Source organism: Kaistella gelatinilytica (assembly GCF_015679325.1).
GTDB classification, from domain to species: Bacteria; Bacteroidota; Bacteroidia; order Flavobacteriales; family Weeksellaceae; genus Kaistella; species Kaistella gelatinilytica.
The window spans coordinates 526,340-541,909 of the sequence record NZ_JADPVI010000002.1 but is presented as its reverse complement, the minus strand read 5'-3'; the positions used below and the strand labels follow the sequence as shown (position 1 = coordinate 541,909).

Here is a 15,570-nt window from a genome sequence, read left to right as displayed (position 1 = left end):
CTCTAATTAGAAATTAAGTTTAACATTGAATGAGATAGTTCTTGTAGTTGGAAGAACTGCGGATTGATAACCTTGTACGTTTCCAGCACTTAAACCTGATTCAGGATCTGCATATGGAAGATACTTTTTTATAATCCACAAATTGTTTCCTACTAAACTTACTGAGGCTCCTTTAACGAAAGTTGCATCTAAGAATTTTTGTGGGATCGCATAAGTGATCGCTACTTCTCTAAGTTTAATATAGGTTGCATCATATACAAATTGTTTTGCAGGATAAGCTTCGTATCCGAAAGCTCCTGTACTTGCAGCGTCAAGACGTACATCATTTGGAGAATATCCACCTGATCCGTTTGTTTTCACACCGGGTAAGATTAAACCTCCACCGTTTGCTAATGTATTACGAACTGGGTTTCCTAAATCGTTGGTAAATACAGTTTCTGGGTAGAGACCTGTATCCTGTCCATAATATTGATCTAGAGAGAAAATATCACCACCTTGTTTCCAGTCGATCTGGAATGATAAAGAGACATTTTTGTAAGAGAATTTGTTTACTACACTTCCAAACCAATCTGCCTGCATGTTTCCAATAACAGCGTTTGTGTTTGTTTTTAAATATTTACCGTAGCTTGAACTTGCAGGATTACCATCAACAATCGGATTTCCGCTTGGATCGTAGACGAAATCTGTTCCTTTAATCGTTCCATAATCATCATTTAATGAAGCGTTAATGGTAACACCTCCCTGGAAACTTCCTATGGAAATATTTTCAACTCCCTCAGATAATTTAGTAACTTTTGATCTTGGATTAGACCAGTTAACATCCATTCCCCAAGTAAAATCAGTTGTTTTAATAGGAACAAGATTTACGGTAAGTTCAAGACCTCGTGAACTTATGTTACCAACATTTTGAAATTTCGCCGCAACACCAGTGGTGTAAGATACAGGTAAAGCCAGAAGTTGATCAAAAGTATCATTTTTATACCAAGCGAAATCTATCCCAATTCTGTTTTTGAAAAATTGCAGAGTCGCTCCGGCTTCGTAAGATTTTGTTCTTTCTGGACGTAAACCTGCGAATTTTGCTGTGGTATTATAGAAGAAGGAAGAGGTGCCGAAAGCGGTAGTTACTCCATATTGATTCAAAATTTGATCCGGTGCAGTATCATTACCTACCTCTGCATATGAACCTCTTAATTTTGCAAAAGATAAAGAATTAATATCCTTCAAAAACTGCCAGTTTGAAATTACTGCACTTAAAGATGCTGAATAATACCAGTAAGCTCTATTCTCGGCTGGAAGTGAAGATGATTCATCTCTACGAACGGTACCGTCAATATAATAAGTGTTTAAAATACCGAAATTAGCCTGCGCGAAAATACCGTACACTTTTTTAGTAGTATCTCTAACCGTAGGTGAAGGAGCCGTAGCTAAGGTATTTGTTACAGAGTACACTCCCGGGATGAATAAACCTCCTTGTGTACTTTGTGAGTTGGAGTAGAAATTTTGAACGTTAACGTTAGATCCTAAAATACCGTAGAAGTTTACGTTATTGTTGAAGAAGTTATCTTTGTAAGTACCAATTAAGTCGTAGTTATCTTCGTTTCTTTTTTGGTTAACTACTGCATATCCTGAAGGTTGGCTACCAATCGCTGGTCCTATGGACATTGTATCTGGTAATGATCCTACCGCTCTTCTCTCATCTATAAAGTAAGAAAAACCATCATGCGTTGCTCTCGCCAAAATGTTGATTTTATTGGTAACATCATAACTCAAACTAAAGTTTCCTGCAAATCTCTGACGGGAATCTGTGATGTAATTTTCATAAAGTCTGAAGTAAGGATTATCCCAGTATAAAGGTGCAATTTGGGTTGGTGATTTAATATTCCAGGAAAAGTTTTTCTTAGACATGAAATAAAGATCTTGCTGATCCTGCAAATCTACGTTTGTTGCCCACCATTGTCTAAAATTCCCTGTAATACCGTGGTACCCAGTAGGGTTTTTACCTGTAGTATTTTGGGTTACATAAGTTGCATATAGATTAGCGGTAAGGTTACTTGTAATTTTATAAGACGCATTTCCTGTTAAACTGTTTTTGTTTAAATTGGTATTTGGCAGAATATCATTTCCGTAAGTATTTTGGTATGATAACCTGAAAGATGAAACATCATTACTATTTGATATAGCAAAAGAGTTATTATACATCACTCCCGTTTCGAATAAACTTGAAGGATCATTTTTACCTGCAATCCAAGGAGAAGGATTTCCGAAGTTTTTAGAGCCGGGAATAAATGAGGTGTATTGCCATACGAGTAGATTTGGATCAAAAGCTGCTCCATAAGAAGCATCTTCATACATCGGAGCTAAAGGGGCACCGTTGTAAAGTTCAAACTGTGACTTTTTAGTTGGGCCGTATTTATATCCGTAACCTTGTCCGTATGTTTTCTGATAAGTTGGGAAGGTTTCTTTGTTAATATTAGAGACTGAAATAGAAGAACTGAAATCAATACCAATTCTACCAGTAGCTTTACCTCTCTTAGTAGTAATAATAATTGCTCCATTCGAAGCTCTAGAACCGTAAAGAGCAGTTGCCGCAGCACCTTTCAATACGTTAATTTCGGCAATGTCATCTGGATTAATATCCGAAATTGTATTTCCGGTGTCAACATTAAGAGCTGTACTTGATACAGAAGTTGAACTGTTTAGCATTGGAGTACCGTCAACCACAAATAATGGCTGGTTACTTCCAGTAATAGATCGGTAGCCCCGTAAAGTTACGTCAACTGACCCACCCACGTTTCCACTGGATTTAATGCTTAGACCAGAGACCTTTCCAGATAAATTACTGGTAAAGTTGGCAGAAGGGCTTTTAGTAATGTCCTCAGCGCTTACACTTTGAGTCGCATAGCCTAAAGCTTTTTTCTCTCTTTTGATACCAAGGGCAGTTACTACTACTCCTTCAATATCCTGTGTTCTAGCAGTGTCTCTCTTTTGCGCATTTACCAAAGCAAATGATGAGGTCAAAACTACTGCTAAAACAGTTGTTGTTAGTTTTTTCATATCAATTTAAATTTTTTCAGTGAGACAAAAGTGCAAAACTTTCTTAATATAAACAAGGTAAATGTTAATTATTTCTTAATTTTGCAAATAATATATTAATTTATTGGGAAATTTTTGCTAAAATGAAATTAATCAAAAAATGGTCAAGCTATAATGTAGAAGCTGGTTGTGATGAAGTAGGCCGAGGTTGTTTGTGTGGACCAGTAGTTGCTGCGGCTGTTATTATTGATAAAAAATTTAAGCAAAATTTGGTTAATGATTCTAAAAAATTAACATTTAAAACCCGCTTAGCGTTAGACATTTATATTAAGAATAATGTTAAAGAATTTGCAATTGCAGAGCATTCTCCGTCTTTCATTGATGAACATAACATCTTAAATGCTAGTATTTACGCTATGCATTCTGCGCTGGATCTGCTAAAAATTCGCCCAGAATTGATCCTGGTCGACGGAAATCGGTTTCATCAATACCAAATGGTGCCACATGAGTGTATTATTAAAGGTGATGAAAAAATTCTCGCGATTGCCTGCGCCTCTATTTTAGCCAAAAATTACAGAGATCAATTGATGATCAATTTACACGAAGAATTTCCTGAATACGGATGGAACAAAAATATGGGTTATGCAACAAAACACCATCGGGAGGCTTTGATGAAATATGGGCCTACCATTCATCACCGTCGATCTTTTCGATTAGATTATTCTGAAAAGATGGATTAATGGAAATATTAAGGAAAAAGATTTAAATCAAATTTATAGAAGGTATTTTAAAGTTCTTCAACGTTAAGTTTGTTATCATTTAAAACTTTCGCTACAAATAAATACTCATTTGTAAATAAACTGAAAGCAAAAAAAAACCACTCCGAAGAGTGGTTTTTCTTATAGTACTTTTAAAATCTATCTAGCCCAGAAAGGAGTAAATTGATTTTTAGTAAATACGTCTTCACCTGTCATTTTCGGAACATTGAGTACGTTAGACTGGTATTCCGAGTTTGGATATACTAATCTATTTGGTTTTACTGTTTTGATTGCAATAGTTGGAAGTGGAGTAATAGGGAATCCAGTTCTTGTATAATCAAAGTAAGACTGCTCTGGATTAATTCCAGTTAAAGCGATCCATTTTTGAGTCATAATCGCTTCGATCATATTTGAAGTAGTTCCAACAGTGATCCCTAATTTTGGAACTGCTGCGATCTGTGTTAAATAAGCCGCTGCACCAGTTGCTCCTAAAGAAGCGTATGAAGCTGTTACGGCAGTGTTGAAGTGACCTTGCGCATTACTAAATGCTGCAGGATATCTAACTGCTGCTTCTGCTAACAAAAATTCGGCCTCAGCTTTCGTCATCAAAACTCCTGATTTAGCTGATCCTTTCTGAATTGTTTCAGATTTGATACCTGGGCCATCTGTTGCTGTGATAGTTTGTGCTCCAATGGTAAGGCCTTCACCTAATCTTGAAGTATTTCTACCTGAAGCTGCTCCTGGCTGACCTGGTGTAGCACCTTGTCTAACACCTTCAACTGCTTTTGGTGCAGATGCAGGGGAAGTTGTAAGTGGGGTAACTAAGGTAAACATTCTACCTCTTCTTCCATCAACAATACCATTAAATTTCTGATATACGTCTCTTGTATCATTCACATTATTTCCATTCAAAGCGATCGCGATGTGTTCTGAAGGAATAACCAATGTATAATTCTGAGGTCTTGAACCAGAACTTGTATACACGTTATAATTGAAGAAAGGATTTTGCTTTGTATCAGCACTTGAATTGTAACCTGGGTTTACAGTTACATCATTTGCAATAAATGATGCAGTTGCCAAAGTTGCCAATTTTTGATCTCTGTATGTTGCAAGTTCGCCTGTTACGTTAGACATTCTCACTAAATATCTTAACTTAAGAGTGTTCGCAAATGCAATCCACTTAGCTTTATCACCATTAAAGACTACATCATAGTTTGCTAAAGTGTTAGTAGTGGTGGTCAAAGTTTGAACTGCACTTTCTAGATCTGCGATAGAAGCTTTATAAATATCTTCTCCTTTGTCATATTTAGGAGTTAAGATCGCACTATTAAATGCTTCAGAGTAAGGAGCATCGCCCCAAAGATCTGTGATGTTTTGCATGTAATATGCTTTCATCACCTTAGAAATTGCTTTTGTTGCTGCATATTTACCATTTGCATCATTAAAATTAATGATCAACTGGAAATTTGACATATTTCTGTAAGTTTGATCCCATACATCAGCATAAAATGCAGTAGTAATGTTCGGAGAGTATTCATCTACGAATGGAGTTCCATAAGAGTAAGAGTTTCCGGCAATACTGTTCATTTCTAAACCTGCGAACTGTGTAAGTCTTCTTGCCTGTACATAATAAGTGTTAGTTACAGCACCAGGGAAAATGAATTCAGGAGTTAGATCGGTAACCGCAATTCGGTCGGGATTTTGATTAACATCTAAGTAATCGTTGCACGACACAGTTCCTAATAAACTTGCCAGTGCGAGTACAAATATTTTGTTTTTCATTATTTTATATATTAAAAGTTTGCATTTATTTTGAAACCAAAAGTTCTTGTTGTAGGATATTGGCTCGTATCAGCAATACCACCACCATTTCCTGAAGTAGTAGATGATTCAGGATCTCCAAAGTTTCTATTGCTCTTCGCATAAATTGCAATAGGATTTCTAGCATAAAGACTCACTGAAATATTATTAAGGAAAGTAGAGCTTAGAACAGATTTTGGTAAATCATAAGATAAAGCAATTTCTCTAACTTTAAAGAAGGTTGCGTCTACCACTAAATTCTCTCCAACATTTCTAAATGCAGAACCAGTCCAGAATGTTGTAACTCCACCATAATCCGGCGAGTAAGCTGCAGTTGTATTCGCTACATAATTCCCATTAATAAACTGTACTGAGTTAGGAACGATATATCCGCCAGATCTGTCTTGATCAGCAGTTTCTTCTAAACCTCCCGTAAACGCAAGCAATCTTTTGGTGAATGAAACAAATTTACCTCCTTTTCTGTATTCTGCTACTGCAGAAAGAGTTAATCCTTTGTATTTGAAAGCAGTGTTGATACCAATTGTATAATCTGGGTTTACACTTCCTAAGATAGAAGTTCCAGAATTTTGCAATGGTACACCACTAGCGTTTACTACAATATTACCGTTAGGATCTCTTCTGTAAGAAGTACCTACGATGGAGTAAAAATCTTCTCCTACAACACCGGCAATACCGATTGATGGGGTAGTGTAAGTAAGAAGAGCTACTCGCTCTGCTCCTGAATTTAATTCAACTAATTTTGTTTTAGAAGAAGAGTAGAATCCATTTAGATTCCAAGTGAAATCTTGAGTTTTAATTGGAACTAATCCTACGTTAACCTCATAACCTTTCATTTGCGATTTTCCGATATTATCTCGGTACGCTGTTAGTCCAGATGCACTTGAAGGTACGATGTTACTGATCAAATCTTCCGTTGTAGACTGATAAATTGATGCGTCGATCGTAATTCTGTCTTTAAAGAATCCAGCAATTACATTTAAATCTGCAGTATTTACGTATTCAGGTCTGATATCTGGATTTGTAAACGCAGTATTTAAAATGTAAGAAGGAATGTTTGCCGGATATCCTGTTGGGATAGTACCTGTTGCATTAAGAGCGTACGTTGTAGCACCACTCACATTTCCAACTCTCGTATAACTAGGAGCAATTTTTAAATAATTGATAAAAGTATTGCTTAAATCGAAAGCCTTTGTAGGTACAAAAGAAATACCAGCAGAGTAATATGGGTAAGGTTTAGTTGAAGCCTTACCGTTTTGGTCATTAAAACTTAGTTGAGAACTTTTTTCGTATCTAAATGTTCCGTTAACAAACAAATAATCTTTATATGCTAAATCTAAATTCGCATATCCTGCAATCAATCTGTTATTGACAGTGTAGTTATCCATTGTGCCACCATCTTCTTTCACGGTCGTATCTGCGTATAGAGCAGGATTTGAAACGTTGTTATAGTTGTACCATCCTGGAACATACAATCCGCTTCCTCCAAATGTTCTAGCAGTAGACTGGCTGTCCTGTATGTTATTACCTAAATTTAATTTCATGTTAATATCAGACGTTAGGTCATAATTGAAATTCAACATTAAATCACCGTAGTACTTTCTGTCATTGTACGTTCTGTTATAAAAATAAGCAGTAACGTCTGGTGAACCGAATGCATTAAGAGTGTTAGCGTCAAGGAAAGGTACGCCTGTATTAGAATATTTGATGATACCTGTTGAACCATCATTATGATTATTCTGCTCTACCTTGTTTAAGCTAAGGTTACCTGTATAAGATAAACTAATGTTTTTGTTAAATTCATACTCTACAGATAATAGACCACTCAAATATTCTTTTGTAGAATTAAATCGAGCGTGTTCTATAGTCCAGTAAGGATTTGTTGAGTAAGCAGTCAAATATCCTGGGATACCTGAATTTCTGTACTTTCTGATATCATTAGTACTTGGCATTTGTAATAGATCATCGTACAAACCAGAATCTGTTTTGTCTACAACTCTACTAAGGAAGTTGAACTGACCATCAACTCTTAATTTACCAAGTTTTTTACCAGCTTTGAACAAGAAGCTGTTTTGCTTTAACTGATCTCCTTCTACAACGAAGTTATTTTCTAATCTATTGATCGACATGAACGCGTATGAATCTGGTCCACCAACATTCACACTCAATCCATTTTGAAAACTTACTCCATTCGTGAAGAATTTAGCAAAGTGGTCCTTAACCGGCGCATATTTTTCGTAAATGAATCCGCCTCCATCTTGTGGTAATCCAGCTGGAACATACTGTCCACCAAGTGGTCCATTGTATGCAGGTCCCCAAGATGTATTTTCCCATGGCACGTAATTAGTCCCTCCGAAATCATCATCACTGTATGAATTATCCTGAACTCCTTTTCCGTATCTAGTTTGGATAATAGGGAATTTGAATCCTTGACTCACTTCTACAGAAGAAGTCAAATTAAACTGAATTTTTTCAGATTTCGTTCCTCTTTTAGTATTTACTAAAATTACACCGTTCACCCCTTGTGAACCATATAAAGCTGCTCCTTGAAGACCTTTAATAACGTTCACGTTTTCAATAATCTCAGGTGGAAGAGCGTTTAAGATCGCTGCATCGGAAATAACGTTGTCAATAACAACCAAAGCCTGGTTATTACCTGTAATAGATTTCGATCCTCTCAAAATAATTTTATAAGATGGATCTACAGCACTGTTCGTATTCGAAATCTGTAATCCAGATACTTTACCTTGAAGTGCTTGCGTAACTCCTGGAGCCGAACCTTGATTCAACTCTTTAGTTCCTACAATTTGTTGAGCGTTTGTAATCGCATCAGATTTTTTCTTAATTCCGAGAGCACCAGTAATTATAACCTCACCGATGTTCTGCGTTTTGATGGTATCTTTAACTCTTTGTGCACTTACCATGGCAAATGACGAAGTTAAAACTACTGCTAAAACGCTTGTCGTTAATTTCTTCATATTATATTAAATTTTTTCATTAGCGCAAAAATGCAATCTTTTATTAATTTGACCAAATTTTTTCTTAACAAATTCACAAAAAAGTTATAATATTTCTAATAGAGCGTATAAATAATTATAAAGTGTAGCAAATTTCATATATGCTGAAAATCAACATTTTCTCTTAAAATAGGCAATATTTTGTCATAATTTAAATGGTAAATGATACAGCTTTATAAATAATAGATTGGGAACATTCAAAAAAAAATTAACCAAATTTTTGTTAAATGATCTAAAAAATTAACCTTTTGAACTGAATTTTAAAATCTTTATGTTAAATAGATTTATTGACGAAAAAAGTTAAGTTGATAAGGGTAATGCTTGCTGTTCTTTCCGCTATTTATTCAAAGTGTAAAATTCATAATTTATCAAGCTATTTTATATTATATTAATTTTTCTGTCAATTTTTCAATTCTGAACCCCAAAAAAAATAAAAAAACGGAAGAATATTTTCTTCCGTTTTTTTCTATGATATATAAGGTATAACTTATTTCTTTTTGCCAGTGTTTTGAACTTTTTGCTGTTCCTGAGCTTTTTCCATCATTTCACGCATTCTCTTCTGGAATTTACCCTCTGGTTTTGGTCCTTTGGTTTTATTCTGCTGAATCTGAGCGTGTATTTTCTTCTCATCCAGAATCCAGTATTTAATGACTAAGATGATGAGGATATTGATCGCATTCGATACGAAATAGTACCATGAAAGTCCCGACGCTGAAGTATTCAGGAAGAACAAGAAAGTGACCGGGAAGATATACATCAACACTTTCATGTTCGGCATTCCTTCCTGCGTTGGTTGCTGCATGTTTCCTGCCGTCATAATTGTATATATAAGAATAACTACGGTACACGCAATAGCGAATATACTTAAGTGATCCTGCAAAAATGGAATATGAAAAGGCAACTTGATCACGTCATCATAAGCGGTCAAATCTTTCGCAAACCAAAAACTTTTCCCCCGCAGATCGATCATATTCGGGAAGAAGCGGAATAATGCGTAGAAAATCGGCACCTGAATTAATCCCGGCAAACAACCCGCCATTTGATTTACGCCGGCCTTTCGATAAACAGCCATTGTTTCCTGCTGTTTTTTCATGGCATCTGCACCTTTATTTTTTTCGTTCACCGCATCAATTTCAGGACGAATGACCTTCATCATCGCACTCAATTTGTGCTGTTTGAACATTACCGGTGATAAAATTATTTTTACGATAATCGTCATTAAGAAAATGACCCAACCTGCGGCTAATCCCCAACTTGTGATCAAATTGTACATCGGGATAAAAAACCATCTGTTCAAAGTTCCGATAAATGACCAACCTAATGGAAGCAATTCATCAAAATTCTTGTCATACGATTTAAGCATTGGTAAATCCAAAGGCATAAAATACCATTTGAAATCTTCGTTCAACTCATTATTAGCCAGATCGACCTGACCATTAAAATTAAATTTTTTCAAAAATTCACCTTCTTCAATCATTTCCTGTGAACCTTTTGAATTTTTAAAACCTTTTTGAGGTTCAATGACTGCGGAGAAGAACTGTTGTTTTACAGCCAGCCAGTTAAGATTTTCCTTTGGTTCTTCCATTGTGGTCCTTCCATCGTAATCAAAACTCTTGTAATCATTAAAGGTGTAATTGAATTCGGTATGGGTTTGTTCCTGAGAACGCCCTTTTTCCATGCCGCGAACATTATAATTCCAGATGAAATCTGCTTTCTGATCTGAAACCAGTTGACTTAAACCCTGCGTTTTTACATTAAAATCAACAATATATTTATCGAGCAACGTATAGATAAACTGAATGGTAGCGCCATTAACAGTAGTCTGCATGGTGACAGAATTTCCGTTTTGTACTGGACTGAAAACTAAATCCTTCGTGTTAAAAAATTTTCCGGATTTGTCTTTGAATTGAAAACCATAACTGGAATTATTTTTATCAAAGATCAAAAGCGGTTTGTCGTTAACATCTGTTTTTTTGTTGTAAGCTTTGTATTCATTCAACTGAACGGTAGAAATTTGACCGCCCAACGTAGAGATTGCCAAAGTCAATTCCTTGTTTTTCAATTCAATCTGCTGAATAGATGCTGTTTTTACACTATCGTTCAAATTGGTAACAATAGCAGGTTTTGCATTATTAACCGGAGCTTTTTGAGTAACAGCTGTTTTATTTTGAGCATCTTTCAACTGCTGATCCTTTGCTTGTTTGTTTTGAAAATAAAACATTGCTCCAATCAGAATCATCGAAAAAAGGGCGAAACTGATGAGTTGGTTTTTATCTAAACCGTTATTTTGCTGCATTTTAATTTATTTGAAATTTAAATTGAGAGGTTCGGAAATAATGTATTTCTCTGCCTTTTAATTTTAGGTGGCAAAAATACTGAAATTTTTGGCAATGAAGAATTTTTTGGAAGGTCATTTAAAAACAAAAGAGATAAAAAACAATTTGTCTTTTATCTCTTTCTTTTATTTTTTGGTACAGGCCTTTATAAATGCCTTAAATAAAGGATGCGGCGACGCTACTGTACTTTTATATTCGGGGTGATACTGTACTCCTATATAAAAAGGATGATCTTTTAATTCTAAAGTTTCCACCAGTTCAGTTTCCGGATTAAAACCAGTTGGAACCAAACCGTTTTTTTCGAATTCATCTTTAAATTCAGAATTGAATTCATAACGGTGACGGTGTCTTTCTGAAATATTTTTAGTTCCGTATATTTCATTCAGTTTTGAGCCGGTTTTCAAAGAACACTTCCAGGCTCCTAATCTCATCGTTCCTCCTTTATCGACCACATTTTTCTGATCTTCCATTAAAGAAATCACCGGTTCAGGCGTTGAAGTATCAAATTCCATCGAGTTGGCTTTTTTGTAACCCAGCACATTTCTCGCGAATTCAATGGTCATGATCTGCATTCCCAGACAAATCCCCAAAAGAGGAATATTGTTTTCCCTCGCATATTTGGCGGCGGAGATTTTTCCTTCAATCCCACGATCTCCAAAACCTGGCGCGATTAAAATTCCGTCGATACCCGCAAATGTTTCTTCAATATTACTTTCATCCAGTTCTCCGCTGTAGATCCAGCGAATTTTAACTTCAGTTTCCAGATCTGCACCTGCATGAATAAAAGATTCAGCGATCGATTTGTAAGAATCCTGCAAGGAAACATATTTTCCAACCAAAGCGATCTCCACAGATCGTTTCGGATTTTTATATTTTTTAAGGAAGCTTTTCCAGTCTTTTAGATCTGCTTGCTTTTCAGATTTTAGATTTAATGTTTTTAAAACCACATCATCGAAATCCTGTTTCTGAAGATAGAGAGGAACTTCATAGATCGTTTCCAAATCTTTACATTCAATTACGTTCTCCAAAGCTACGTTACAGAACTGCGCTAATTTATTACGCTGCTCTTTAGGAATAATATGTTCTGTTCTACAAACCAAAACATCAGCTTGAATCCCAGATTCCATCAGCTGCCGAACAGAATGTTGTGAAGGTTTGGTTTTCAATTCACCACTCGAAGCCAGATAAGGCAGCAAAGTCAGGTGAATCACCATTGAATTATGCTCACCCAGTTCCCATTTCAGTTGTCTTACGCTCTCTATATAAGGAAGAGATTCAATATCGCCAACCGTTCCACCAATTTCGGTGATGATGATGTCGTAGTTTTGTTTGGCCAGCATTTTTATGCGGCGCTTAATTTCATTCGTAATGTGTGGAATAACCTGCACGGTTTTTCCTAAGAAATCACCTTTTCTTTCTTTATCAATAACTGTTTGGTAAATTTTACCGGTCGTTACATTATTATTTTGGGAAGTTTTAGAATCCAGAAATCTTTCGTAATGCCCCAGATCCAGATCGGTTTCTGCGCCATCATCAGTCACATAGCATTCGCCGTGTTCGTAAGGATTTAGCGTTCCCGGATCAATATTAATGTAAGGGTCAAGTTTTTGGATGGTGACATTAAATCCTCTCGATTTTAGCAGTAAGCCAAGTGAAGCTGAGACAATTCCTTTGCCTAAAGAAGAAGTTACACCACCGGTTACGAAGATGTATTTCGTGTTCTTTTTACTCATTAGTTTAGGTTTGTGCAAAGTTAATGGATTTTGAAAGACGGCGCAAATAAAGGCGAACTAATATTTTTAGGAGCTATTTCCCGCTCTCCACTATATCTTTTATTCCGCTAAAGCTTCATAAAAGGATGCCGTTTCGATCGGGGCTAGAGATTTTTGCCAAAAAGTAAAGAATTAAAAATATAAAGACATAGAAATATCCAGCGAGAACCGCAATCTGACAAAACATTTTTTCGGTAGAAAGCTAACTCGTGTCACTCTGAGCCAGTCGAAGAGTTTTCAAATCTGTCTTAAGTTTTGGCTAAAGCCAATTGGACTTTTCAACTTTTTTAAACGGGCTAAAGCCCGTTTCTATTGATGTTTATTCTGCTATTTCACTCTTATATTGTTCTGGATGTCTTTTTCTCTGATCATCATTAATTTTTTTGATGACATCAGTTTTCAAAATGACCAAAAAATTGCTTTTAGCATTCCACAAACTTGTATACTTTTTTGAAATCACCGTATAATTTTCCCATTCTGTAAATTTTTGATATAGCATCAAAGTGCAAATATCCGTTGGGGTAATAAATAACCAGTCTTCCAGAACATGAGAATGAATCGCAGAAACTGTTTTACCTACTTCTTCATCTACTATTTTATGAGAAATTAAAGATTTATGTAAAGGCTGAACTTTTGTAATCTCATTTTTCTTATTGAAATTAAGGAGGTAATCATTTCCAAAAAGAACTACATTATCAGCGTTTGTTCCACTTATAATATAAACTTTGCTTTCCGTTTTGGTAATGAGTGGAATAATGTTAAAGTTAGCATTGTCGTATTTTTTAAAGATGGCATCGGATGCTATCCTCTCTTTTGTTTTTTGAAGAAGGTCGAAGTAATTTTTTTCAACCTTCGAAAAAACTCTTTCTTTTAAATCAAGTTTTGCGTCTTTTGGTTCATAGTTGTTGGAAATGCCACGGTTCCAATCACCTTATTTTCTCCGGAAAAAAAGATGCACTTAGGAACTCCTTCGTCGATGTAAGAAAAATATCCGGAAATATTTTCACGTTGTGGATAATTGGCAATGAAAATATCCGTTCCGTACCAAGATGCCATTTCGCTTCTATATAAGATTATTCCCTCATCTTTAATTTCTTTGGCAATTTTCTGTAAATCCTGTGCGGAAATTGAAAGGAAAAGAAAAACGAAAAGTAAAGCATATAATTTTTTCATAAAGTGAAGTTTAACAAATCTAATAATTCTTTTTAAAAGCTGGAAGATAAAAAATGCCATTTCTTTTAGCCCCGATTGCAGTGGCATCCTTTTTTGTTATTGCGGTTGCGAATTATTTCGATGAATTGCAGGAATTTGTTCGCAATAACAAAAAAGATATAACGGAAAGCGGGTACAATTTTCTGAGAAGCGAAAATCTTCTTGCTCCTCTTCAAAAACTCTTCGTTATTCAATTATTTTCAGGAAATTCGCAACATGGCAAAAGTAAAAACAGCATACGTCTGTCAAAATTGTGGAACGAATTATCCGCAATGGCTCGGTCAATGCAAGAATTGTGGGGAATGGAATACTTTGGTAGAGGAGATCGTCGAAAAATCGCCGGCAAAATCTTACACTGATAAATCGAAACAGCATATCATCAATATTATCGAGGTCGAAACCTTTGAAGAACCTCGTATTATAAGTCCGTCCGAAGAATTAAACCGTGTTTTAGGTGGTGGAATTGTTTTGGGTTCCGTGACTTTAATTGGTGGTGAACCTGGAATTGGGAAATCGACTTTGTTGCTGCAACTGGCTTTGAAAATGAAGAAGAAAATTCTTTATGTTTCCGGGGAGGAAAGTGCGTCCCAGATTAAAATGCGAGCTGATCGATTGACGGAACTTCAAAATCCGAATTGTTTTCTTTTTACAGAAACTTCAGTCGAAAAAATTCTGCACGAAGCTAAAAAATTACAACCTGATTTTGTAATTGTAGATTCGATTCAAACACTGCAAAGTCAAACGATCGAAAGTTCGCCCGGAACGGTTTCCCAGATTCGGGAATGTTCCAATGAGATCATTAAATATGCGAAAGAGACGAATACACCGGTTTTTTTAGTCGGACATATTACGAAAGACGGACAAATTGCAGGTCCAAAAGTTTTGGAACACATGGTCGATGTTGTTCTAAATTTTGACGGCGACCGAAATCATTTGTTCAGATTATTGAGAGCCAGCAAAAACCGTTTTGGTTCGACCGCAGAAATTGGGATTTACGAAATGGTTTCTCAAGGTTTGAAGGAAATTAAAAATCCCTCAGAAATATTGATTACGAAGAAGTTCGAGGAACTTTCGGGGAATTCTGTGGCTGTAACTTTAGAAGGAAATCGCCCGATGCTGATTGAAATTCAGGCGTTGGTAAGTTCCGCAGTTTATGGAACGCCGCAAAGAAGTTGTACTGGATTTGACTCGAAAAGACTGAATATGCTTCTGGCTGTTTTAGAAAAAAGAGCGGGATTTCAGTTAGGAGCGAAAGATGTTTTCCTGAATATTACGGGCGGAATTAAAACCGGAGATCCAGCTTTGGATTTGGCAGTGGTCGCTTCGATTCTTTCATCGAATGAAGATATTGCGATCTCTGAACATTTCTGTTTCGCGGGAGAAATTGGTTTGAGCGGAGAAATTCGTCCGATCCCGCAGATTGAACAAAGGATTTCTGAAGCGGAGAAATTAGGGTACGAAAAGATATTCGTGTCGAACTTAAATAAAATTCCAAAGAAAAAATATGGAATTGTCATTGTAGAAGTGAGTAAAATTGAAGATTTTCATGAGTGTCTTTTTTAAATCATTAAAGAAGAATTGAATTTCCCGTGTTTTAACCCGAGAATTATTTGACGTGTTTTTT

At 35.9% G+C, this 15,570-nt stretch carries 8 protein-coding genes; 2 read left to right on the top strand and 6 right to left on the bottom strand.

Annotation, left to right across the window (positions count from 1 at the left end; genetic code table 11):
* Positions 1-6 precede the first annotated feature (6 nt).
* The gene (locus IV494_RS09585) at positions 7-3,054 is read right to left on the bottom strand and encodes a SusC/RagA family TonB-linked outer membrane protein (RefSeq protein ID WP_196079925.1); all 3,048 of its coding nucleotides are present in this window, start codon (positions 3,052-3,054) and stop codon (positions 7-9) included.
* A 122-nt stretch (positions 3,055-3,176) separates the two neighbouring features.
* Between IV494_RS09585 and IV494_RS09580 the strand changes: the two genes are divergently transcribed.
* Complete coding sequence (locus tag IV494_RS09580; protein WP_196079924.1) at positions 3,177-3,773, top strand: ribonuclease HII; 597 nt, start codon at positions 3,177-3,179, stop codon at positions 3,771-3,773.
* 177 nt (positions 3,774-3,950) lie between these two features.
* Here the strand turns inward: IV494_RS09580 and IV494_RS09575 are convergent, their stop codons facing one another.
* The 5 genes from IV494_RS09575 to IV494_RS14735 all read right to left on the bottom strand — a co-directional run bounded on the left by IV494_RS09575 (position 3,951) and on the right by IV494_RS14735 (position 13,907).
* Positions 3,951-5,573 carry a SusD/RagB family nutrient-binding outer membrane lipoprotein gene (locus IV494_RS09575; RefSeq protein ID WP_196079923.1) on the bottom strand — a complete coding sequence of 541 codons (1,623 nt, stop codon included), beginning with the start codon at positions 5,571-5,573 and terminating at the stop codon, positions 3,951-3,953.
* Between the two features lie 11 nt (positions 5,574-5,584).
* Complete coding sequence (locus IV494_RS09570) at positions 5,585-8,587, bottom strand: SusC/RagA family TonB-linked outer membrane protein (RefSeq protein WP_196079922.1); 3,003 nt, start codon at positions 8,585-8,587, stop codon at positions 5,585-5,587.
* A gap of 526 nt (positions 8,588-9,113) precedes the next feature.
* Positions 9,114-10,922, bottom strand: coding sequence for a membrane protein insertase YidC (gene yidC, locus IV494_RS09565; protein ID WP_196079921.1), 1,809 nt, complete (start codon positions 10,920-10,922; stop codon positions 9,114-9,116).
* 165 nt (positions 10,923-11,087) lie between these two features.
* Positions 11,088-12,695, bottom strand: coding sequence for a CTP synthase (locus IV494_RS09560; protein WP_196079920.1), 1,608 nt, complete (start codon positions 12,693-12,695; stop codon positions 11,088-11,090).
* Positions 12,696-13,604: 909 nt separating this feature from the next.
* Entirely contained in the window at positions 13,605-13,907 is a 303-nt protein-coding gene (locus tag IV494_RS14735) for a hypothetical protein (RefSeq protein WP_230380052.1), read from the bottom strand.
* 255 nt (positions 13,908-14,162) lie between these two features.
* Here IV494_RS14735 and radA point away from each other — a divergent pair, with 255 nt between their 5' ends.
* Positions 14,163-15,509: a DNA repair protein RadA gene (gene radA / locus IV494_RS09550; RefSeq protein ID WP_196079919.1), complete on the top strand. Its 1,347-nt coding sequence runs from the start codon at positions 14,163-14,165 to the stop codon at positions 15,507-15,509.
* Positions 15,510-15,570: the final 61 nt, after the last annotated feature.